This window comes from Pseudomonas fluorescens (assembly GCF_001648775.1).
GTDB classification, from domain to species: domain Bacteria; phylum Pseudomonadota; class Gammaproteobacteria; order Pseudomonadales; family Pseudomonadaceae; genus Aquipseudomonas; species Aquipseudomonas fluorescens_M.
This window is the reverse complement of record NZ_LVEJ01000018.1, coordinates 202,969-226,017: the sequence shown is the minus strand read 5'-3', so window position 1 is coordinate 226,017 and position 23,049 is coordinate 202,969. Positions and strand designations below refer to the sequence as shown.

Here is a 23,049-nt window from a genome sequence, read left to right as displayed (position 1 = left end):
GCTCGGGCTGCGGGGGAAAATCAGGCCGACGCCGGCAACGGCTGAAAACTGAAATACTGACGCAACGCCTCAACCAGCTGCCCATATTCCGGCGGCGGGCGCAGCAGGCTGAAGCCGGCGTCGTAATGCAGGGGGGTCGCGTCTTCGTGGCACCACAGGCAGCACGCTGTCAGGTCGATTACCTGCTGGCAGCCGTCGCCGCAGGGGATCTTCAAGCGCAAATGGAAATCCACGCCGGTCATCATCGGCAACTGACTGATCAGCATCAGCCCGTCTGCGGACACGTTGCCGAGAAAGCCGATGGGCTTGTCGGTGACGCTGTTGAACACCCTGAGGAAATACGGCAACTGGTGCCGTTCGATTCGGCGGTCGGTAAACATGATGCGCAGTTCGCCATGCAAGGCTCCATCACAGAGCCGCACCTTTGCTTCGGAACGCGCCGGTATCGCCGGCACGCTCTCCCCGCTTCCGGTGTGACAGTCGCTACCTCGCTGTCACGTGACCACTTGCCAGTCGCAGGTGTTGCCCCGGATTAGAAACACTGCTCTAAACCCGGATCATTCGACTATAGCTCAGCCTGTACAACCGGCCAGATTTTGTATGACAACTGTCATCAGAAGCGCGTCGGCTTGACCACGGCGGCGGCGCTGCGCGTCGGGTAGTGACCCAGGCTCTGCAAGGTTTCCAGGCGGGCGCGGGCGCGGAAAGCGTATTCGCTGTTCGGGTATGAGGCGATGATGAACTGATAGGTCTGCGCCGCATCGACAAACATTTTCTGTCGTTCCAGGCACTGCCCGCGCATCATCGACACTTCCGGCCACACATACGGGCGGGCACGGCTGGCGCGTTCGACCTTGGACAGTTCGAGCATGACCTGCTCGCAATTGCCGCGATCATAGGCGCTGTAGGCGTTGTTCAAATGATGGTTCATCGACCAACGGGTGCAGCCCGTGACGGCGAGGACGCTGAGGGCAAGGGCGGCAATGGGTACGAATCGCATGAAGGTTCTCCTGTCTTGAGCAATGTATCGACCCAGGGTCGGAAATCTTCAGGCGCGTTTGTCCCAAAGTTACCGTGTTCAATAAAGAAACCATTAAGTAGTGCATTCGAACAATGACTACACCCTCGGAGCATAGTAGCCTTCGCTTGCGCTTGAACTCAGGAGTCTTTGCATGTCCGTCCGTCGTACCAAAATCGTCGCTACCCTTGGCCCGGCCAGTAACTCGCCGGAAGTTCTCGAACAGCTGATTCTGGCTGGTCTGGACGTTGCCCGTCTGAACTTCTCCCACGGCACCCCCGACGAGCACAAGGCTCGCGCGAAGCTGGTGCGTGACCTCGCTGCCAAGCACGGCCGCTTCGTCGCCCTGCTGGGTGACCTGCAAGGCCCGAAAATCCGTATCGCCAAATTCGCCAACAAGAAGATCGAGCTGAAGATCGGTGACAAATTCACCTTCTCCACCAGCCATCCATTGACCGAAGGCAACCAGCAAGTAGTCGGCATCGACTACCCGGATCTGGTCAAGGACTGCGGCGTGGGCGACGAGCTGCTGCTCGACGACGGCCGTGTGGTGATGCGCGTTGATACCCAAACTGACGATGCATTGCATTGCACCGTGACCATCGGCGGCCCGCTGTCCGACCACAAAGGCATCAACCGTCGCGGTGGCGGCCTGACCGCACCGGCCCTGACTGAAAAAGACAAGGCCGACATCAAGCTCGCCGCAGAAATGGAAGTCGACTACCTCGCGGTGTCCTTCCCGCGTGACGCTGCCGACATGGAATACGCCCGTCAACTGCGCGATGAGGCTGGCGGTACTGCCTGGCTGGTGGCGAAGATCGAACGTGCCGAAGCCGTGGCCGACGACGAAACCCTCGACGGCCTGATCAAGGCCTCCGACGCGGTGATGGTTGCCCGTGGTGACCTCGGTGTGGAAATCGGCGACGCCGAGCTGGTGGGCATTCAGAAGAAAATCATTCTGCACGCACGCCGCCACAACAAGGCTGTGATCGTTGCGACCCAGATGATGGAGTCGATGATCCAGAACCCGATGCCGACCCGCGCCGAAGTGTCCGACGTGGCCAACGCCGTGCTCGACTACACCGACGCCGTAATGCTCTCGGCTGAATCCGCCGCTGGCCAGTACCCGCTGGAAGCTGTGCAGGCGATGGCGCGCATCTGCGTCGGCGCTGAAAAGCACCCGACCGGCAAGACTTCGGGCCACCGCATCGGCACCGAATTCACTCGCTGCGACGAAAGCATCGCACTGGCGACCATGTACACCGCCAACCACTTCCCGGGCGTTAAAGCGATCATCGCCTTGACCGAAAGTGGCTACACCCCGCTGATCATGTCGCGCATCCGTTCTTCGGTGCCGATCTATGCGTTCTCGCCGCACCGTGAAACTCAGGCGCGTGCAGCGATGTTCCGTGGCGTGTACACCGTACCGTTCGATCCGGCTTCGCTGGAACCGCACGAAGTCAGCCAGAAGGCCATCGACGAGCTGGTCAAGCGCGGCGTTGTGGAAAAAGGCGACTGGGTCATCCTGACCAAGGGCGACAGCTACCACACCACTGGCGGCACCAACGGCATGAAGATCCTGCACGTGGGCGACCCGCAGGTCTGAGTGACGCTGAAAAACAAAAGCCCCGGCATGTGAGTGCCGGGGCTTTTTGCATTCTGATCTGGAAGATGTGCTGACTGCCCCGGCCCCTTCGCGAGCAAGCTCGCTCCCACATTGGAATGCGTCCCCTGTGGGAGCGAGCTTGCTCGCGAAGAGGACTGATCAGTCAGTGAAGATCTCAATGCCGTTTGATAAACCCGCTCAACGCCGCCAACGCTTCCGGCGAGCGCAGCCGTTGGGTGAACAGCACACCCTCCTCCTCGATCACCTTACGGATCAGCTCGCGATCCGGTGCCTTCATCAATTGCTTGCTGATACGCACCGCTTCGGCCGGCAACTCATCGAAACGCAGGGCCATTTCCCGCGCCTTGCTTAACGCCGCATCGCCGCTGCCCAACGCTTCGGTCGCAATCCCCCACTGCGCAGCCTGTTCACCGCTGAATCCTTCACCGAGCAACAACAACTCCGCCGCTTTGGCCTGCCCCAGCAAACGCGCAAGGATCAGGCTGGAGCCGAACTCCGGGCACAAACCAAGATTGACGAACGGCATGCGCAACCGCGCATCGCGGGCCACGTAAACCAGATCGCAGTGCAGCAACAACGTCGTGCCAATGCCCACCGCTGCACCGGCCACGGCAGCGATCACCGGTTTGCGGCACTCAAGCAGATTGAGCATGAAGTGGAACACCGGGCTGTCGAGGTCGCTTGGCGGTTGCTGAATGAAGTCGGCGATGTCGTTGCCGGCCGTGAAGCATTCAGCGCTGCCGGTGATCAGCACGGCGTTGATTTGCGGGTCGCTGTCGGCCTGTTTCAACGCTTCGGCGAGGCAGCTGTACATGGCGCGGGTCAGGGCGTTTTTCTTGTCCGGGCGGTTGAGGCGCAAGGTCAGTAAACCGCGTTCGCGTTCCAGCAGGATGGCTTCGGTCATGGCATCTCTCGACAGTTCGGGCGGCTCTCGATCCGATGAAGAATTCAGCGCTTAACCACGGGACAGGAAGACGTCGGCCAGCAGTTGATTGCGCGGCAATCCGGCCAGATACAGGCGCCTTGCAAAGGCGTCGACACTGGCCGTCGAGCCGCAGACTAAGGCCAGGGTTTGCCGGGAGACAAGGCGCAGTTGCGCCAAAGCGGCGGCTGACTCGGCCGTCGTCCACAGCTCGACGCTGAGGTTTTCGCGCTGCGCGGCCAGTGCCGCCAAGGGTTTGGCCAGGTAGTGCGCATCCGCGTCATGGGCGACGTGAATAACACGAATGGCGCCTTGATGATCCTGCCGCAGGGCTTCACGCAACACACCGAACAACGGACCAAGACCGGTGCCGGCGGCAAGCAGCCACAGCGGCCGGCTGTGCCAGTCCGGATCGTAATGCAAAGCGCCGCCGCGCAGTTCGCCAAGGCGCACCGGGTCGCCGATCTGCAAGCGCCGCGCCGCATCGCTGAATTCGCCGGGCAGGCGACAATCGAGGTGAAACTCGAGGAAGCGATCCTCTTCCGGCAGGCTTGCCAGCGAATACGGCCGGGCGATGTGATCGATCCACAGCACCAGATGTTGCCCGGCGCTGTAGCGCAATGGCCGCTGCGGGGCCAAGCGCAAACGCAGCACGCCATCGCTCAGCCAGTCGAGTGCCTCGACCACGGCCGGGCGACCGTCGGCAAGCGGATCGAAGGTATGCACCTGCAAATCTTCGACGACCTGACACTGACAGGCCAGTCGCCAGCCCTCATGGCGTTGTTCGGCGCTCAAGGCATCCGGGCGGTTGTCGGCCGGCAGACCTTGCACGCATTGCACCAGACAGGCGTGGCAACTGCCGGCACGACAGCTGTAAGGCACGGCGACGCCGTTCTGATTGAGGGCATCGAGCAGGTTGCTGCCCGCCGCCACCGACCACTGGCGTTGACCGACGCGAAGTTCAGGCATCGAGATTCTCCCAGGCGGCGGCACAACGATTGCGTCCGTCGCGCTTGGCCCGATACAGCGCCTGATCGGCGCGCTGCAAGGCGTCGTCCAGATCATCGCCCAGTTCCAGCAGGGTCATGCCCGCCGACAGGCTGAGGTTGCGCACGTTCAGGCCGACCAGTTCAACATCGGTAAAGGCCAGGCGCAGGCGCTCGCAACAGGCAGTCATGCGTTCAGCGTCGCAATCGGGCAGCAACACCACAAATTCCTCACCACCATAGCGCGCCAGCACATCGCCGTCGCGCAGACACGCCTGGGCAACGCCGGCGAACGCCTGCAACACCTGATCGCCGGCGGCGTGACCGTGCAGGTCATTGATGCGTTTGAAATGGTCGAGGTCGATCAGCGCCAGGCCATGCACCACGTCGCTGTCCATCGTGTTCAGCTCACGCGAAGCCAGGCGCAGAAAATGGCGGCGATTGAACAACCCGGTCAGCTCGTCGGTGGCCACCAGATCTTCCAGCTGCCGCATCATCCCGCGCAGGGTGTCCTGATGCGCCTGCAAGGCAAACCGGCGCTGACGCTGGCGTTGCCGCGAGACCTGCACGAAGCGCGCATACAGCACCAGCCACGCCAGTACCATCGCCAGAATGCACACCTGCAGGGCGGCGAGCGCCGGATCCGGCAAGAGGAAGTGATAGCCGTCCCACAGCGTGATCGCGCAAAAACTGAAGAACACCAGCAGCGCACAGCGAATGAACGCCCGCCGGCTGAGGTGGAACAAACCGAACAGCAGAATCAAGACATAGAACACCAGAAAGGCGCCCCGGGCGTCATCCAGATGCGCGATCAGCCAGGTTTGCCAGCCCAGCCCCAGCAGCACCTGCACTTCGGTCAGGCTGGGGTCGGCAAAGCGTTGATTGCGCCCGCTCCAGAACAGCGCGAACAGGCTCGCCTGACTGATCACCACCAGCGCGCTGCCGATGGCCACAGAACTCAGGGACTGGCCGTAATGACCGGTGAAAAACGCCAGCCACAGCAGCAGCAAAGCCAATCCATAGGTGGCCGCAGCAAGGGCAAAACGTTTGAGCAAAAGACGTTGAATGGCGTTATGGGTCAATCGTTGACTCACCGTGCGATAGGAGGCTGACAGAGTGTCCTACTCTACAGACCGGCTGCCACTTTAGTGGCGTAGTCGATAAATGACCACCGATTTTCGGGCTCGAAATTTGACGTCAAAAGTGTGGCCTGCGCTTACTGCCAAAAGCCCCTCACCCTAGCCCTCTCCCAGAGGGAGAGGGGACTGACCGCGTTGTTTATCCGAGTTACACCGACCTGAAATACCGAGCTGAACTCAGGTCTGAACAGCATGAAGATCGGCCCCTTTCCTGAGCCGGCCTAAGGTTTTGAATAGCACGAAGATCAGCTCCCTTTCCCCCAGCCGGACTTAGGGTTTGAACAACATGAAGATCGGCTCCCTTTCCCCCTCGCCCCCCTTGGGGGAGAGGGCTGGGGTGAGGGGGTCAATCCTGAAGTGCAAACCCGCTGTCCGATATTCGCCCAGCCATGCGACCAACGAATGACTGCCGGCACGTGTACGCCCCACCGAGGCGCGGTATACTGCCGCGCCTTTTTAGCGTCGCGCCAGCAGCCCCGGCGTGCCTTGAAAGGTGCTTGCGACCGACCGATGCACCCAAGCCGCAGGCACCTTATTGAATGTTCCCGTCTTTTAGAGGAGCGCGACTCATGACCGTGATCAAGCAAGACGACCTGATTCAGAGCGTTGCCGACGCCCTGCAGTTCATTTCCTATTACCACCCCGTGGATTTCATCCAGGCGATGCACGAAGCCTACCTGCGCGAAGAATCGCCAGCGGCCCGTGATTCGATGGCGCAGATCCTGATCAACTCGCGCATGTGCGCCACCGGCCACCGCCCGATTTGCCAGGACACCGGTATCGTCACCGTGTTCGTGCGCGTCGGCATGGACGTGCGTTGGGATGGCGCCACCATGGGCCTGGACGACATGATCAACGAAGGCGTGCGTCGCGCCTACAACCTGCCGGAAAACGTCCTGCGTGCCTCGATCCTCGCCGACCCGGCGGGCGCTCGGAAAAACACCAAGGACAACACCCCGGCCGTGATTCACTACTCCATCGTCCCGGGCAACACCGTGGAAGTGGACGTGGCGGCCAAGGGCGGCGGTTCCGAGAACAAGTCGAAGATGGCCATGCTCAACCCGTCCGACTCGATCGTTGACTGGGTACTGAAGACCGTTCCGACCATGGGCGCCGGCTGGTGCCCACCGGGCATGCTCGGTATTGGCATCGGCGGCACCGCCGAGAAAGCTGCGGTGATGGCCAAGGAAGTGTTGATGGAATCCATCGACATTCACGAGTTGAAGGCCCGTGGCCCTCAGAACCGCATCGAAGAAATGCGTCTGGAGCTGTTCGAGAAGGTCAACCAGTTGGGCATCGGCGCCCAGGGCCTCGGTGGCCTGACCACCGTGCTCGACGTGAAGATCATGGATTACCCGACCCACGCCGCTTCGCTGCCGGTGTGCATGATCCCGAACTGCGCCGCCACCCGTCACGCACACTTCGTGCTCGACGGTACAGGTCCAGCTTCGCTGGAAGCACCTCCGCTGGACGCCTACCCGGAAATCGTCTGGGAAGCCGGCCCGTCGGCTCGTCGTGTCAACCTCGACACCCTGACCCCGGAAGACGTGCAGAGCTGGAAGCCGGGCGAAACCGTCCTGCTCAACGGCAAAATGCTCACCGGTCGCGACGCCGCGCACAAGCGCATGGTCGAGATGCTCAACAAGGGTGAAACCCTGCCGGTCGACCTCAAGGGTCGCTTCATCTACTACGTCGGCCCGGTTGATCCGGTCGGTGACGAAGTGGTTGGCCCGGCTGGCCCGACCACCGCGACGCGGATGGACAAGTTCACCCGGCAGATCCTTGAGCAGACCGGCCTGTTGGGCATGATCGGCAAATCCGAGCGTGGCCCGACCGCGATCGAAGCGATCAAGGACAACAAAGCCGTGTACCTGATGGCCGTCGGCGGTGCTGCTTATCTGGTGGCGCAAGCGATCAAGAAGTCGCAAGTGCTGGCGTTTGCCGAACTGGGCATGGAAGCGATCTACGAGTTTGAGGTCAAGGACATGCCAGTGACGGTTGCCGTTGACAGCAAAGGCGAGTCGGTCCACATCACCGGCCCGGCGATCTGGCAACAGAAAATCAGCGAAAGCCTGGCCGTCGAAGTGCAGTAAGCTTCGCAGCCATGAAAAGGCCGGCCCGTCACCCGACGGGCCGGCCTTTTTTATGCCCGTCGTTTGGCTTTTACGGCTTGATCGGGATTTGGCGATAAAAACCGCCATCTACCACACTTTTTATTCTTGATGACCTGTCAGATCTGACAGGTTACGCGCACGCCTTTTCTTGCTAGCGTCAATCCACCTTCGTGTTCACGTACGCAATGGATTGGATCATGGCCGATCAAGAACTGAGTATCACGCCCCCGAGCATCGCCAAAAGCGCCTCGATTGCCACCATCGGCAAGAGCTGGGGCGTCGTTGGTCCAACGGGAGCGGCATCGTTCGAGCTGCCATTGCCGATCTCCAGCGGGCGGGGTTGGGACCCGCAAATGAGCCTGAGCTACAGCAGCCAGAGCGGCAATGGCCCTGTAGGTATTGGCTGGGAAACCGTGGGAGCTGGCGCCATCAGCCGGCGCACGCAAAAAGGCGTGCCGCGCTACACCGATCACGACGAGATCATTGGTCATGACGGCGAAGTGTGGATGCCGGAGCTGGCTGACGATGGCAGCCTCAAATCACGCCTGGAATCCCGTTACGACGGCGTCGACATCGGCGCGCACAGCGTGGTGCGTTACTGGCCACGGGTCGAAAGTGGCTTTGCCCTGTGCGAGCGTTGGCAGCAAACCGGCCAGGCGCCATTCTGGCTGGTGCACGGCGCTGACGGCTCGCTGCACCTCTACGGGAAAACCCACGCCTCCCGCCGCGCCGATCCCGAAGATCCGCTGCGCGTCTCGGCCTGGCTGCTCTGCGAGAGCATGAACGCACGCGGTGAACACATCTGTTATGCCTACAAGAGCGATGATCAGGACCCCGACCCGATCCATGATCACCGCGCCCAGCGCTACCTGCACCGGGTGTGCTACGGCAACGTCACGGCGAGCAAGGATCTGTATAGCTGGAAGGTGGAAAACCCGGCCGATCTGGACTGGCACTTTCACTTGCTGTTCGATTACGGCGAGCGCAGTACCGCGCTGACCGATGTGCCGGCCTACGATGGCGACACCCTGCAACCGTGGCTCACGCGCCAGGATCCGTTTTCGACCTATGGGCAGGGCTTTGAACTGGCGACGCGCCGGCTCTGTCGGCAAGTCTTGATGTTCCACCGTTTCAGCGATGAGCCCGCGCTCAAACCGGCGCTGGTACGACGTCTGTTGCTGGAATACTCGACACCTTCCAGCGAATGGTCTTTCAGCCAGATCAGCGCCGCCCATTATCAGTCCTATGACGCCGACGGCGGTGTCGAGAACAGCCCGCCGGTGGAGTTTGAGTATTCAACGTTCGAGATCAACCGCACCCCCACACGCCTGCTCGAATCCGACAATCAGCCCGGCGTGGAAGACGGCGGTTTTTACCAGTGCGTTGACCTTTATGGCGAAGGCGTGCCGGGTTTTCTGTGTCGCTATGATCAGTGCTGGTATTACCGTGAGCCGCTGCGCAAAACATCGGGCACCGATGAGATCGGTTACGGGCCGTGGCAGGCGCTGGAGAGCATTCCGGTGGGCGATCGCCAGCGCCCGGTGCAACAACTGCTGACGGACCTGACCGGCGATGGCCGCCTCGACTGGATCAGCGCGCAACCGGGCATCAGCGCGTTTCGCACGCTCAATGCACAGCGTGAATTTGCCGATTTTGTCCCGTTCAAGGCGTTTCCGCTGGAGTTTTTCCACACGCTGGCGCAACTCGGTGACCTGAGCGGCGACGGGCTCAGCTCACTGGCGCTGATCGGGCCGAACTCGGTGCGTCTGTATGCCAACCGACGCGAGGAAGGCTTCGCCGCCGCCGAAGAGGTAGAGCACAAGCCGAGCGATGATCGTCTGCCGCTGTTCAGCAACTCGCCGAGCGAGTTAGTGATGCTGGGCAACCTGCTCGGCAGCGACATGCCCGAGCTGTGCCGGATCCGTCATGACGAAATCAAATGCTGGCCAAATCTTGGGCACGGCACCTTTGGCCAAGGCCGGGTCATCAGCGCCCTGCCCTTTGCCTACGAATCGTTCGATGCATCGCGCGTGCGCATCGCCGACCTCGATGGCAGCGGTGCGCCTGCGCTGATTTATCTGCGATCGGTGGGGTTCGATATCTACCGCAACCGTGGCGGCAACGGGCTGGAACAGACACCGATCCACGTGCCGTGGCCTGAAGGCGTGCGTTACGACCGCTTGAGCCTGGTCAGTTTCGCCGACCTGCAAGGCCTCGGCTGCGCGAGCCTGATTCTGACCGTGCCACACATCACGCCGCAGCACTGGCGCTACGACTTTGTTGCCGCCAAACCCTATCTGCTGACCGCAAGCAACAACAATATGGGTTGCAGCGCCAGCGTGGTTTATCGCAGCTCGGCGCAGGAGTGGCTGGATGAGAAGCAGCGCATGCTGACGCTGAAAAACCTGCCGGTCTGTCATTTGCCGTTTGCCGTGGCCGTGGTCAAAAAACAACGGCAACTGGACGAAATCACCGGCAATTGCCTGACCCAGACGTTCGTCTACCGCGAGGGTGCCTATGACGCCAGAGAACGTGAGTTCCGCGGGTTCGGCCAGCTGCAACAGACCGACAGCGAGCGCGCCAGCGCTGATGACGAGGCTGGTTTTACTGCGCCGGTGCGGGTCTGTACCTGGTTTCATACCGGGCAGTCGCTGAACCCTTCGCGTGCACATTACTTCAATGGCGATCAACAGGCGTGCCCGCTGGGCGAAACCCTGTTCAGCCGCTATCACGCTACCGACAAGTGCGATGAAACCATCACCCCGCCTGATGCCGACACCGAATACGAAATCGCCCGGGCACTGGTGGGTTCGGTCATGCGCATCGAAACCTACGCCGAGGACGACATCGATACACCGGGGATACCCCGTCCTTTTGCGGTGCAGGAGAACCGCTGGCTGGTGCGCGAAGTGCGGGCCCGAGGCCAATACGCCTCAGCGGTATTGCTGCCGCTGGCGCTGGAAAACATCAGCTACCAGTACGACCGATTCATCGACGATCCGCTGTGCCGCCACGACCTCAATCTGAGCTGGGACGCCCACGGTTTATCCACCCATGCGCTGACCGTCAGCTATGCGCGGCGCCTGACCGACGCGGACACACCGCCCTTTGCCGATGTCGATGAGCAACAGTGGTGGCGCGATGCACACGACGAGGCGCAGCAATCCTTTTATCTGAGCGAAACACGCGCATGCTTTATCGATCTGACCGACGATGTGCAACAGTGGCGGCACGGTTTGCCGTGGCAACAGCGCGGCAATGCACTGGTGCTGCCCAAAGGTCTGTTGCCGGAAGGTCTGACGCCGCAACAGGTCAACTATACAGACCTGCTTGAGCATCAGGATTCAGCGCACTGGGATGCGCTGCGGGTACTGACGACGCAGTCGGTGCAACGTTATGTGAAGGCCGATGGCACACCGCACGAGGAGGGCAAAGCCGATTTTGTCGCACTCGTCGGCCCATTGGAGCTGGCGCAGCTGGACAAGACCGCGCTGGATGCCTACGACGTTTTACCAAAACCCTTCAATATTCGCGACGAACTGGCGAAGATCGGCTACACACCGATGCGATTGTTATTCGAAATAGCCCCTGCCATCGACGAGGAACAAAACCTCTGGTCGGTGCATTACGGCTATGCCGATTACGCCGACCTCAGCGGTTTCTACAAGGTGCGCAGCTACCACGAGACCCTGAGTCAGGGCGCGACTCTCGCCGAATATGACGCCTACCACCTGGCGATCACCCGCGTCGAACTGCCGGATCACTGCACCACGCACATCGAGTACGACTACCACGCCTTGCAGCCGCAACGCATCATCGACGCCAACGAAAACATCGAAGAAGCGCTTTACGAGCCTTCCGGACAACCACTGACCACCACTTTTTACGGCACCGAACGGGGTGTCGCGGCGGGCTTCAAACCCCTGAGCGAATATCAACCACCGGAAGATCATCGTCCGGACCCGGCCATTGAAAACCCCGAAGGCGCGGTGCAAAAAGCCGCGAGCACGCTACGCAAGGACCTGTTCAGCTGGATGGGCCAGGTATCGCCGGACGCCGTTGCACTGACCGCATGGGTCAACCTTGGATACGTGCTGCCCAGCGGGCATATTCGCGCCAGTGCTCGCCGGCAACTGACGCGGCGCACCGTGCTGAGCGCCGCGGAACTGGCGCTGCGCGAGTTCATTGACAACGCTCACCAAGAACCGGTGCACAGTGTGGTGCTCAGCGCCGATCGCTACCCGGACGATGAAATACCGACACAGATCCAGATCATCAAAGCTTGCGTCGACGGCTTCGGCCGGGCCCTGCAAAGCCAGCAATTGGTCGATCCGGGCAAGGCGTACGCGGTCGACGCCGACGGCTCGCTGATCGTCGAGGATGGCCAGTTCGTAGAGGTCGACGCCGACCCGCGCTGGCGCATCAGCGAACGTGTCGAATACAACAACAAGGGCTTGCCGGTGCGGAAGTTCCGGCCGTTTTTCGCCAATAGCCATGGCTACGTCAACGATCAATCCCTGCGCGAGCTCGGCTATTTCGATCAACTGTTCTATGACCCGTTGGGCCGGCCGATCAAGCTGATCAATGCGCGCGGCGATTTCTCCCGCGAAAGCTACCACCCCTGGTACCACGCCAGCGAAGATTTCAACGACACCGCCGAACCGGCAACGCCCGCCAAGCCGCCACGGTCATGACGGCCAACATGCATCGGCGTACGCCAGCGCTGGCCGTGAGTGATGCTCGCGGCCTGCCGGTGCGAGAGGTTGCCTACTTGCGCGCGGTGGTCGATGACACGCCCACTGCCTTGACCACCCGCCAGCAACATGACGCCGCAGGACGCCTGGTCGAGCAATGGGACCCGCGCCTTTGCGTGCCCTGTCTGGTTTCGGTTCACCGCCTCGACGGCTCAGTGCTCAAGTCCGACAGCGTCGACGCCGGCTGGCGCCTCAGCCTGCCCGGTCTGGCCGGTGAGCCGTTGCAGCGCTGGGACCAGCGCGGCACGCATTGGCGCACGACCTTCGATAAACAACTGCGGGTGATCGCACTCGCCGAAAACGACGAGATTGATGTCGATGTATTTACCTACGCCGATGCCAGCGCCGACGCCGCCCACAATCTGCGCGGCCAGTTACTGGCACAGAAGGATCGTTCGGGCACGCTGCGCACGGAAAGCTTCGCCCTCACCGGCCAGGCGCTGACGCAAACCCGGACCTTTGAGGATGGCGAAGCATTCACCAGCCACTGGCTGTTCAGTCCACTGGGTGCAGTACTGGAGCAGACCGATGCCGGCGGCCACCGACAACGCTCGCGCTTCGGTCTGGCCGGACAGTTCAAACAAATGCATCTGCGTATCAACGGCAAGACTGACTGGCAACCGGTGTTGCTGGATGTGCAGTACAACGCTGCCGAACAGATCATCGAGCAACAGGCCGGCAACCACGTGCGCAACCGCTGGACCTATCACTTGGCGGACGGCCGCCTGCACACTCAGTCGAGCCGCAAGGAAATCGGCGAGGTCCTGCAAGATTTCGAATACTTTCACGATCGCGTCGGCAATATCAGTCGCATCGAAGATCACGCTTTCCAGCCGGTTTATTTCGCCAACCAGTTCGTCGACGGCCACCGCGATTTCAGTTACGACTCGCTTTATCGGCTGACCCGCGCCACCGGTTACGACGACGCCCCGCCGCCAGACATTCCCGGTCTGTCGCAGCCGGGCGACCCCAACAATCGCCTCAACTACACCCAGACTTACCAATACGACAGTGGCGGCAACCTCGTCGAACTTTGCCATGTGCGGGCCGGCAACAACTACACCCGGACGATGCGCATCGACCCGCTGAGCAATCGCGCGGTGCAGTGGCAACCGGAGGATCCGGAACCAGTGTTCGATCAGCTGTTCGACTGCCATGGCAATCAACAAGCCCTGTTGCCGGGCCAGAACCTGCAATGGAATGCCCGCGACGAGCTGCAACAGGTGATCCTCATCCCCCGCGAAAACCAGCGCAGTGACGCTGAGCATTACGCCTACAGTCAGGGCGCGCGGGTGTTCAAACACCACACAACCTTCACTGACACGGCCGAGCATTTCCAGCAAGTGCGCTACCTGCCGGGGCTGGAAATCCGTACCCGCGACAATGGCGAAGAGCTGCACGTCATCAGCGTCGGCAACGCGCGCTGCCTGCATTGGGCCCGCAGAAAACCCAAAGGCATCAACGACGATCAATTGCGTTACAGCCTCGACGATCACCTCGGTTCCTGTGTGATGGAACTGGATCAACAGGGCGATCTGATCAGCCACGAAGGCTATTACCCGTTCGGGGCCACGGCGTGGATGCGCAAGTACCCGGCAGACGGCATCGACTACAAGACCGTGCGTTACTCGGGCAAGGAACTGGATGTCAGCGGTTTGTACTACTACGGCGCGCGCTATTACGCGCCGTGGCTGCAGCGTTGGGTCAGTGCGGATCCGGCGGGGGATGTGGATGGGCTGAATCTGTATGGATTTGTAGGGAATAATCCAATCCTGTACATCGATAATGACGGCACCCAAAAAGACACGCCGTCGAACGACAGGAAGGACATCGCGGACTACACAAAAGTCCTGAACAACCTGGGCGTTGAACTTCAAACGATCAATCGTCAATTGAACGGAATGTTCAGCGCTGCCGACATTGGCAAACGCGTTGCCACCCACACAGGTTTCAACATTGCCAAAGGAGCTCTTACTACAGGAGCAGGCGCGGCGGGCGCAACAATTGGTAGTGTTATTCCTGTCGTCGGGACGATCATCGTAGGGACGCTTGCTTCCAAAGCCGCCGGCGCGGCAATAGACAAGCTGGGTGAATATACGACCACCTCGACACCCGTCTTGCCCGATACCCAAAAACTGAATCCGAAAAGCATCCACAGCAATGCGACTGTTGGCTTTTTCACGCCCCTGAAATACGCAAAAAAAGTGGTTAAATCCTATAATCCGATGACCTCAGCGGGCCGACAAAAACTGGCCGAAACAGCCGCTGAGAAAGCCCTTTCCAAAATCGCGGGCATACCTGCCGCGAGTGAAATGATGGCAATTGGTCATTCAGGCATAGACGCAGCGACAGCGTTGGCGGGTATGAGGGATATCGAAATTGATGACCTCAGAACAGCGCTGGTCTTGATTACCGAGATGCTTGAACAGGATCGAAGCGACGTCAATGCGGCCTTCAGCAGTATTGGGATCAACGAGTTTTATGACGAAGGTGTCATGGGCTCAGTCGGATTTATCGTCGATCTTGCAAAGGGTAACGTTGGAACCCAGGATGCTATGTCCATCAGCCGGGAACGAATCATGGATGGCATTTCGGTGCGGCTGGCAGAAGCCCGGCGAGGTATCGAACTGATTGGCAAATATAGCCAATACAACAAACAAAAAGCGGCCTAGAGCGTGTCGATCTTTCTCGACGCTTTTTACTGTGTGGTTTTGCGGCTGGATGAATGGCAAGCACCCGCTCATGAATAGATCAATACATTTGCGCACACCCACAGTGCAGGCTAGAGACCCTCGGTCATTCACGGTCAGACAGACTGCATATCTGCGTATTACGTGGGATGGAGAGGTTGAGCGCCTGATCGCCCGCCAACGCTATAACCCCGCTGGTCAGTTGGTAGAACAATACGATCCACGTCTGTTCGATACCATGCTTTGCCCCAGCTTGAGCAGGATCTACAACCTCGCCGGCGGGCCATTGAAAATCGACAGTGTCGACGCCGGTTGGCGCCTCGATTTGCCTGGGCTGGCCGGTGAGCCGTTGCAACGCTGGGACGCGCGCGACGCGCATTGGCGAACGACCTTCGATGAGCAACTGCGGGTCGTCGCTGTCGAGGAAAACAACGAAGCCGAGGTGGATGTCTTCACCTACGCCGATGCCACGGCTGACGCAGGGCATAATCAGCGTGGCCAACTGCTGGAACAGCGAGACCGTTCGGGTTTATTGCGCACCGACAGCTTCGCCCTCATCGGCCAGCCGCTGACAGAAACCCGCACCTTTAGCGATGGCCAGGCGTTCACCAGCCAGCGGCGATTCAACCCGCTCGGCGCGGTGCTGGAGCAAACCGACGCCGGCGGTCATCGACAACAGTCGCGCCGCGGCCTGGCCGGGCAGCTCAGGCAAACGCACCTGCAAATCAACGGCAAGACCGACTGGCAAGCGGTGCTGCTGGATGCGCAGTACAACGCTGCCGACCAGATCTGCGAACAACTCGCCGGCAATCAGGTGCGCAGTCAGTGGACCTACGACCCGGCGGACGGCCGTTTGCACACCCAGTCCAGTCGCAAGGACAGTGGCGCTGTCCTGCAGGATTTCGAATATTTTTACGACCCTGTCGGCAACATCATTCGCATCGAAGACCACGCCTTTCAACCGCGATACTTCGCCAACCAGCTGATCGACGGCCATCGCGACTTCACTTACGACTCGCTCTACCGACTGACCAGCGCCACGGGTTACGACGACGCCCCGCCCTCGGACATTCCCGGCCTGCCGCAACCGAGCGACCCAGGCAACCGCCTCAACTACAGCCAGACGTATCAGTACGACCACGGCAACAACCTGATCGAACTGCGCCACGTGCGCGCTGGTAACAACTACACCCGGCAGATGCGCATCGACCCGAACAGCAATCGCGGGGTGCGCTGGCAGTCGGGCGACCCGGAGCCGGTGTTCGATAACCTGTTCGACCCTCACGGCAATCTGCAAGGCATGCAGCCGGGGCAACCCTTGTACTGGAACCCGCGCGATGAACTGGCAAGCGTCACCCTGATCCATCGCGAAAACGGAAGCCACGACGCCGAGCATTACCATTACAGTCAGGGCGTACGGGTGTTCAAGCGCCACGAAACTCATGCGGGCAACGCTGAACACTTTCATCAGGTGCGCTACCTGCCAGGACTGGAAATCCGCACCCGCGACAATGACGAAGAACTCCACGTCATCAGCGTCGGCAACGCGCGCTGCCTGCATTGGGCCCGGAGAAAACCCAAGGACGTCGACGACGATCAACTGCGCTACAGCCTCGACGACCACCTCGGCTCCTGCGTGATGGAACTCGATCAACAGGCACACATCATCAGCCACGAAGGTTATTACCCGTTCGGTGCCACCGCCTGGATGCTCAAGTACCCGGCAGACGGGATCGACTACAAGACCGTGCGTTACTCGGGAAAGGAAATGGATGTCAGTGGGTTGTATTACTACGGCGAACGTTATTACGCCGCGTGGTTGCAGCGTTGGCTCAGTGCCGATCCGAATGGCGAAGTCGATGGCCTGAATCTGTACGCGATGGTTGGCAACAACCCACTCCTGTACGTCGACAGGACCGGCGGCAAAAAAGCCGTATTCGAATTACTTGGCGACTTTGTGGGAATGCTCGACAAGGCTCAGACAGCCGCGGCTCAGTTACACAATCTGGCGACTGAGTTCGACGGGCTTGTTCCGGAAAACGCCGACATCAACGAACTGCGTGAAAGTATGACTTTCGGCAAATTCCTCAAGTCGAAACACGGTATCAAATCAGTCCTTAAGGGCGTAACGGCGGGAGGTACGCTGGCCGGCATATTGGGCAGCGTTGTACCGGGCGCCGGCAACGCGATCGGTCTGGCTGTCGGTGGGGTGGTCGGTGGCGTGGTGATGCCGTTGCTGCGCTACCACTTCTTCAAGAAAGGTTTGAAGCTGGCGCAAACGCTGCACACCCAGGAACTCAAGGATGGCCTCAATACCGTCGGCGAGACCGTTTCAAACGTGGTCGACGGTGCGAACGATTTGATCAACCGAGGGACCGCATTATTCAATGACACACTGAAGCTCGATGAAACCCTCAAAAATATGACTTCTGAATTTAAAACACTGGTCATGGAGCAACTCGACTCCCTTACCAAAGACCAAAGGCTTGAAGCCCTCATCCTGATCGACAGCGGCACCAATCTGTTCGAGGCGATAAAACAGGCAAAAACACTGAGTTCGATTGCCTCGACAGTGATCGACACAGCCGATGCCTTTGTTCAACTGGAACAGCCCAACGTTGAGGAGCCGAGGCAAAAGCCCGTCGCCAAACCCAGAACCAGACACCTTATTGGAATCACCACCACACAGTCGCAGACGTGAATTCTCATGACGCGATTGAACAGCGCGCCGAGCCACGTTGGCCCATGCTATCGTGCCCGCCCGACCTGCCACCCATCTGCCCAGCATGCTGCCGACTTCCCGTACCCTGCGTCTGTCGTTGTATACCCTGCTGATCATCGCTGGCGCGGCCATTGCCGCAACGCTTGCCATCCGCCATGCCGAGCGACAGGCGCTGGAGGAAGACGCCGCCCGCGCCAATCAGCAACTGGCGCTGTATGCCAACTCCCTGCATACCCTGATCGACCGCTACCGCGCACTGCCGGCGGTGCTGGCGCTGGACCCGCAGTTGCGTGCGGCACTGGCAGGCCCAGTCGATGCCGCAGAACAGGCGGCGTTGAACCTGAAACTGGAAAAGATCAACGGCGCGGCGCAGTCCTCGACCCTTGAGTTGCTTGATCACACTGGCTTGGCCGTAGCCGCGAGCAACTGGCGTTTGCCGAGCAGTTACGTCGGCCACAATTACGGTTTCCGCCCTTACTTCAGTCAGACCCGCACGCAAGGCACCGGGCGCTTTTATGCGGTGGGCGTGACCAGCGGCATTCCCGGTTACTTCCTCTCCAGCGCGGTACTCGGCGACCAGGAAGAGTTTCTCGGCGCGATGGTGGTCAAGCTTGAATTCCCTGAACTTGAGCGCGAGTGGAGCCAAGGCACTGACACGCTGCTGGTCAGTGATGCACGCGGGATCATCTTCATCGCCAACCAGCCCGGCTGGCGTTATCGCTCGCTGCGGGCGCTGAACAGCGCCGATCTGGCCGAGATCAAAACCACCCGCCAATACGACAAACAGGCCCTCGTGCCGTTGACCCATCTGTCGCTGCGCCGCTTCGATGACAACAGCGATCTGCGTCGCGTCGAAGGCCCGCAAGGCACGGCGGATTATCTATGGGAGTCGCTGCCGCTGGCGGCCGAAGGCTGGACCCTGCACCTGCTGCGACGCCCGCAAGTGGCCTTCGAAGACCTGCGCAATGCCGGCCTCGCCGCCGCCGGAGTGTGGCTGGCGCTGGTTTTTTTGCTGCTGTTTCTCAACCAGCGCTGGCGCCTGTCGAAGATCCGCCAGCGTAGCCGCGAAGAACTCGAACAATTGGTCGAAGAGCGCACCCGTGACCTGCGCACCGCGCAAGAAGGCCTGGTGCAATCGGCCAAACTCGCCGCGCTCGGGCAGATGTCCGCCGCCCTCGCCCACGAAATCAATCAGCCGCTGACCGCTCAGCGCATGCAACTGGCGACCCTGCGCCTGCTGCTCGATCATGGCCGCGTCGACGACGCGTACAAGGCGCTCAAACCGGTGGACGAGATGCTCACGCGCATGGCCGCCCTCACCGGTCACCTGAAAACCTTCGCGCGCAAAAGCCCCAGCGGTTTGCGCGAACGCCTGGATCTGGCGACGGTGGTCGATCAATCGCTGCAGTTGCTGGACGCGCGCCTGCGTGACGAACAGGTCAGCCTGGTGCTGCACCTGACGCGGCCGGCGTGGATGCGCGGCGACGCGATTCGTCTCGAACAGGTGCTGATCAACCTGCTGCGCAATGCCCTCGATGCGATGCACAGCAAACCGTGCAAGCGCCTGCAAATCCGTCTGGAAGCCGACGAGCAATTGTGGCGCTTGAGCGTGATCGACAACGGCGGCGGGATCGCCGAAGAGCACCTGAGCCAAGTGTTCGACCCGTTCTTCACCACAAAACCGGTGGGTGACGGGCTGGGGCTTGGGCTGGCGGTCTCGTTCGCCATCGTGCATGAATCCGGCGGTCGCCTGAGCGTCGAGAATGGCGAGAGTGGCGCGGTGTTCACCCTGACCTTGCCGATCGATCTGGAGGCGCATATCTGATGCTCAATTCGGTGATGGTGGTCGATGACGAAAGCAGCATTCGCAACGCCGTCGAACAGTGGCTGAGCCTGTCGGGGTTCGAGGTGCAGCTGTTCAGCCGCGCCGAAGAATGCCTCGCCGCCCTGCCCGCGCATTTCGCCGGGGTGATCCTCAGTGACGTGCGCATGCCGGGTATGGACGGGCTGGCGTTATTGGCCGAAGTGCAGAAACGCGATGCTGATCTGCCAGTGATTCTGCTGACCGGCCATGGCGATGTGCCGATGGCCGTCGAAGCCATGCGCGATGGCGCCTACGACTTTCTGGAAAAACCGTTCAGCCCGGAAACCCTGCTCGGCAGCCTGCGCCGGGCGCTGGAAAAGCGTCGCCTGGTGCTGGAAAACCGCGCCCTGCACGAACAGGCCGACAACCGCGCCAAACTGGATGCGACGCTGCTTGGTGTGTCCCGTGGCTTGCAGACCTTGCGCCGACAGGTGCTGGATCTGGCGGCGCTGCCGGTGAATGTGTTGATCCGAGGGGAGACCGGTAGCGGCAAAGAGTTGGTCGCGCGTTGCCTGCATGATTTTGGCCCGCGTGCGGACAAGCCCTTTGTCGCCCTGAACTGCGCGGCGATCCCGGAACAGTTGTTCGAGGCCGAGCTGTTCGGGCATGAAAGCGGCGCGTTCACCGGCGCCTCGGGCAAGCGTATCGGCAAACTCGAATACGCCGACGGCGGCACGCTGTTTCTCGATGAAATCGAAAGCATGCCGCTGGCCCAACAGGTGAAACTGCTGCGCGTGTTGCAGGAGCAGAAGCTTGAACGCCTCGGCTCGAACCAGAGCATTCGCGTCGACCTGCGCATTGTCGCAGCGACCAAACCCGACCTGCTCGACGAGGCCCGCGCCGGACGTTTTCGCGAAGACCTGGCGTACCGCCTGAACGTCGCCGAACTGCGTCTGCCGCCGCTGCGTGAGCGCCGCGAAGACATTCCGTTGTTGTTCGAAAACTTTGCCCAGAGTGCTGCTCAGCGTTTGGGCCGTACGTTCCCGCCGTTGAGTGGCGCGCAGTTGAGTCACCTGCTCAGCCATGACTGGCCAGGCAACGTCCGCGAACTGGCCAACGTTGCCGAACGCCAGGTTTTAGGGCTGGATGAACCGCCATCGGGGATTGATCCGGGCCAGTCGCTGGCGGCGCAGCAGGAGGCCTTTGAAGCGCAGTGTTTGCGCGCGGCATTGACCCGGCACAAGGGCGATGTGAAAGCGGTGCTTGAAGAGTTGCAACTGCCACGCCGCACGTTCAATGAAAAGCTGCAGCGGCATGGGTTGAGTCGGGAGATGTTTTTGGCCGAGTGAGTAGGGCTTGGGATTTTCGCTGTGGCTGAAATCTTTCCCCCCCTCACCCCAGCCCTCTCCCCCAAGGGGGCGAGGGGAAAGGGAGCCGATCTTCGTGCTTTTCAAACCTGAGTTCGACTCGATATCTCAGGTCGATGTACCTCGAACAATCCACTCGGTCAGTCCCCTCTCCCTCTGGGAGAGGGCTAGGGTGAGGGGCTTTGGACTTTCATCCCCATGAGCGGAAATCCGCTCACCAAACCAAAATAATCGGCATAAAACCGCCCACCCAACCCCGTCCCGCCCTCTAAACCGGCACTCCCCCCGTTGGCACACCTCCTGCTATAGCCCCAGCAGGCTGCGTTTCAACGCGCTCCACAAAAACAATTAAATGAAGGATCCTTCAATGGATAACTCCAACGCCCTGCCACTTGGGTCGGCTGCCGTGCCCGCCAAAGAAAGAACCACCGCCAGCCGGATCAAATCGATCTTCAGCGGTTCCGTCGGCAACATGGTCGAGTGGTACGACTGGTACGTGTATGCCGCCTTCTCGCTGTACTTCGCCAAGACCTTTTTCCCCGCCGGCTCCTCCACCGCACAATTGATGAACACCGCCGCGATCTTCGCCGTCGGCTTTCTGATGCGCCCGATCGGTGGCTGGATGATGGGCTTGTACGCCGACAAGGTCGGCCGCAAGAAAGCCCTGATGGCCTCGGTCTACCTGATGTGCTTCGGCTCGCTGCTGATCGCCCTGAGCCCGAACTACGAAACCATCGGCATCGGTGCGCCGATCCTCTTGGTGTTCGCCCGTCTGCTGCAAGGCCTGTCGGTCGGCGGCGAGTACGGCACCTCGGCCACCTATCTGTCGGAGATGGCGACCAAGGAACGCCGTGGCTTCTTCTCCAGCTTCCAGTACGTGACCCTGATCTCCGGCCAGCTCATCGCGCTGGGCGTACTGATCGTGCTGCAGAACGTGCTGACCACTGAACAGCTGTACGCGTGGGGCTGGCGCATTCCGTTCGCCATCGGCGCGCTGTGTGCGGTCGTCGCGCTGTACCTGCGTCGCGGCATGGAAGAAACCGAGTCGTTCACCAAGAAAGAAAAGTCCAGGGAAAGCGCCATGCGCACCTTGATGCGCCACCCCAAAGAGCTGTTGACCGTGGTCGGCCTGACCATGGGCGGCACCCTGGCGTTCTACACCTACACCACCTACATGCAGAAATATCTGGTGAACACCGTCGGCATGAGCATCTCTGACTCGACCACCATTTCCGCCGCCACGCTGTTCCTGTTCATGTGCCTGCAACCGATCATCGGTGGCCTGTCGGACAAGATCGGTCGTCGTCCGATCCTGATCGCCTTCGGCGTGCTCGGGACGATCTTCACCGTGCCGATCCTGATGACCCTGCACACCATTCAGAGCTGGTGGGGCGCGTTTTTCCTGATCATGGCAGCGCTGATCATCGTCAGCGGCTACACCTCGATCAACGCGGTGGTGAAAGCTGAATTGTTCCCGACCGAAATCCGCGCGCTAGGCGTCGGCCTGCCGTACGCACTGACCGTATCGATCTTCGGCGGCACCGCCGAATACATCGCGCTGTGGTTCAAGAGCATCGGCATGGAAACCGGTTACTACTGGTACGTGACGGCGTGCATCGCGGTGTCGTTGCTGGTGTACATCACCATGAAAGACACCCAGAAACATTCGCGCATCGTGACTGACTGATCGGGTGTTCACAGCCACTGCAATGGTGGCTGTGAGGGCCCCTTCGCAAGCAGGCTCGCTCCCACATTTGGAATGCATTTCCCTGTGGGAGCGAGCCTGCTCGCGAATGGGGTCACCGCGTTACCCAGACCCGCATGAAAAATTCCTCACATCCGCCGCACAGCGATTAATCGCTAATTAATGCTGCCCCCGCATTCTGCAATCACCTGATCGATGACC

Annotated in this window: 13 protein-coding genes; 8 read left to right on the top strand and 5 right to left on the bottom strand. The window is 60.6% G+C overall.

Features of this window, described 5'->3' with window-relative positions; genetic code table 11:
- Window positions 1-20: 20 nt before the first annotated feature.
- Window positions 21-380: a PilZ domain-containing protein gene (locus A8O26_RS17225; RefSeq protein ID WP_064119166.1), complete on the bottom strand. Its 360-nt coding sequence runs from the start codon at window positions 378-380 to the stop codon at window positions 21-23.
- A gap of 233 nt (window positions 381-613) precedes the next feature.
- Window positions 614-1,000, bottom strand: a complete 387-nt coding sequence (locus tag A8O26_RS17220; RefSeq protein ID WP_064119054.1) for a tetratricopeptide repeat protein — start codon at window positions 998-1,000, stop codon at window positions 614-616.
- Window positions 1,001-1,172: 172 nt separating this feature from the next.
- Between A8O26_RS17220 and pyk the strand changes: the two genes are divergently transcribed.
- On the top strand, window positions 1,173-2,624 hold the full coding sequence (gene pyk / locus A8O26_RS17215; protein WP_064119053.1) for a pyruvate kinase: 1,452 nt from the start codon (window positions 1,173-1,175) through the stop codon (window positions 2,622-2,624).
- A 175-nt stretch (window positions 2,625-2,799) separates the two neighbouring features.
- Here pyk and A8O26_RS17210 read toward each other — a convergent pair whose 3' ends face one another.
- From A8O26_RS17210 to A8O26_RS17200, 3 genes are read right to left on the bottom strand one after another with little or no spacing between them, the layout of a single operon-like run.
- Window positions 2,800-3,549, bottom strand: coding sequence for an enoyl-CoA hydratase-related protein (locus tag A8O26_RS17210; RefSeq protein WP_064119052.1), 750 nt, complete (start codon window positions 3,547-3,549; stop codon window positions 2,800-2,802).
- 51 nt (window positions 3,550-3,600) lie between these two features.
- On the bottom strand, window positions 3,601-4,536 hold the full coding sequence (locus A8O26_RS17205) for an iron-sulfur-binding ferredoxin reductase (protein WP_064119051.1): 936 nt from the start codon (window positions 4,534-4,536) through the stop codon (window positions 3,601-3,603).
- Window positions 4,529-5,635, bottom strand: a complete 1,107-nt coding sequence (locus A8O26_RS17200) for a GGDEF domain-containing protein (RefSeq protein WP_064119050.1) — start codon at window positions 5,633-5,635, stop codon at window positions 4,529-4,531. Before A8O26_RS17200 ends, A8O26_RS17205 begins: the two co-directional genes overlap by 8 nt.
- A gap of 626 nt (window positions 5,636-6,261) precedes the next feature.
- Between A8O26_RS17200 and A8O26_RS17195 the strand changes: the two genes are divergently transcribed.
- The 7 genes from A8O26_RS17195 (at window position 6,262) to A8O26_RS17165 (ending at window position 22,830) form a co-directional block, all read left to right on the top strand.
- Entirely contained in the window at window positions 6,262-7,785 is a 1,524-nt protein-coding gene (locus tag A8O26_RS17195; protein WP_008080438.1) for a fumarate hydratase, read from the top strand.
- A 218-nt stretch (window positions 7,786-8,003) separates the two neighbouring features.
- Window positions 8,004-12,500 (top strand): SpvB/TcaC N-terminal domain-containing protein, encoded by a 4,497-nt coding sequence (locus A8O26_RS17190; RefSeq protein ID WP_064119049.1) that lies wholly within the window; start codon window positions 8,004-8,006, stop codon window positions 12,498-12,500.
- A complete protein-coding gene (locus A8O26_RS17185) occupies window positions 12,497-15,232 on the top strand; it encodes an RHS repeat-associated core domain-containing protein (RefSeq protein ID WP_081265208.1) in 2,736 nt (911 codons plus the stop codon). The genes A8O26_RS17190 and A8O26_RS17185 overlap by 4 nt, the downstream gene beginning before the upstream one ends.
- Before the next feature lie 271 nt (window positions 15,233-15,503).
- Window positions 15,504-17,951, top strand: a complete 2,448-nt coding sequence (locus tag A8O26_RS17180; RefSeq protein ID WP_367600753.1) for an RHS repeat-associated core domain-containing protein — start codon at window positions 15,504-15,506, stop codon at window positions 17,949-17,951.
- An 85-nt stretch (window positions 17,952-18,036) separates the two neighbouring features.
- Window positions 18,037-19,797 (top strand): ATP-binding protein, encoded by a 1,761-nt coding sequence (locus A8O26_RS17175; RefSeq protein ID WP_064119047.1) that lies wholly within the window; start codon window positions 18,037-18,039, stop codon window positions 19,795-19,797.
- On the top strand, window positions 19,797-21,125 hold the full coding sequence (locus A8O26_RS17170) for a sigma-54-dependent transcriptional regulator (RefSeq protein ID WP_064119046.1): 1,329 nt from the start codon (window positions 19,797-19,799) through the stop codon (window positions 21,123-21,125). Before A8O26_RS17175 ends, A8O26_RS17170 begins: the two co-directional genes overlap by 1 nt.
- 385 nt (window positions 21,126-21,510) lie before the next feature.
- Window positions 21,511-22,830, top strand: a complete 1,320-nt coding sequence (locus tag A8O26_RS17165) for an MFS transporter (RefSeq protein WP_064119045.1) — start codon at window positions 21,511-21,513, stop codon at window positions 22,828-22,830.
- The last annotated feature ends 219 nt before the right edge of the window (window positions 22,831-23,049 follow it).

Coding starts and splice junctions, on each gene's coding strand:
- A8O26_RS17165 (WP_064119045.1), top strand. CDS start 21,511: ATGGATAACTCCAACGCCCTGCCACTTGGGTCGGCTGCCGTGCCCGCC.
- A8O26_RS17195 (WP_008080438.1), top strand. CDS start 6,262: ATGACCGTGATCAAGCAAGACGACCTGATTCAGAGCGTTGCCGACGCC.
- A8O26_RS17225 (WP_064119166.1), bottom strand. CDS start 380: ATGTTTACCGACCGCCGAATCGAACGGCACCAGTTGCCGTATTTCCTC.
- A8O26_RS17220 (WP_064119054.1), bottom strand. CDS start 1,000: ATGCGATTCGTACCCATTGCCGCCCTTGCCCTCAGCGTCCTCGCCGTC.
- A8O26_RS17170 (WP_064119046.1), top strand. CDS start 19,797: ATGCTCAATTCGGTGATGGTGGTCGATGACGAAAGCAGCATTCGCAAC.
- pyk (WP_064119053.1), top strand. CDS start 1,173: ATGTCCGTCCGTCGTACCAAAATCGTCGCTACCCTTGGCCCGGCCAGT.
- A8O26_RS17185 (WP_081265208.1), top strand. CDS start 12,497: ATGACGGCCAACATGCATCGGCGTACGCCAGCGCTGGCCGTGAGTGAT.
- A8O26_RS17175 (WP_064119047.1), top strand. CDS start 18,037: ATGCTGCCGACTTCCCGTACCCTGCGTCTGTCGTTGTATACCCTGCTG.
- A8O26_RS17205 (WP_064119051.1), bottom strand. CDS start 4,536: ATGCCTGAACTTCGCGTCGGTCAACGCCAGTGGTCGGTGGCGGCGGGC.
- A8O26_RS17210 (WP_064119052.1), bottom strand. CDS start 3,549: ATGACCGAAGCCATCCTGCTGGAACGCGAACGCGGTTTACTGACCTTG.
- A8O26_RS17190 (WP_064119049.1), top strand. CDS start 8,004: ATGGCCGATCAAGAACTGAGTATCACGCCCCCGAGCATCGCCAAAAGC.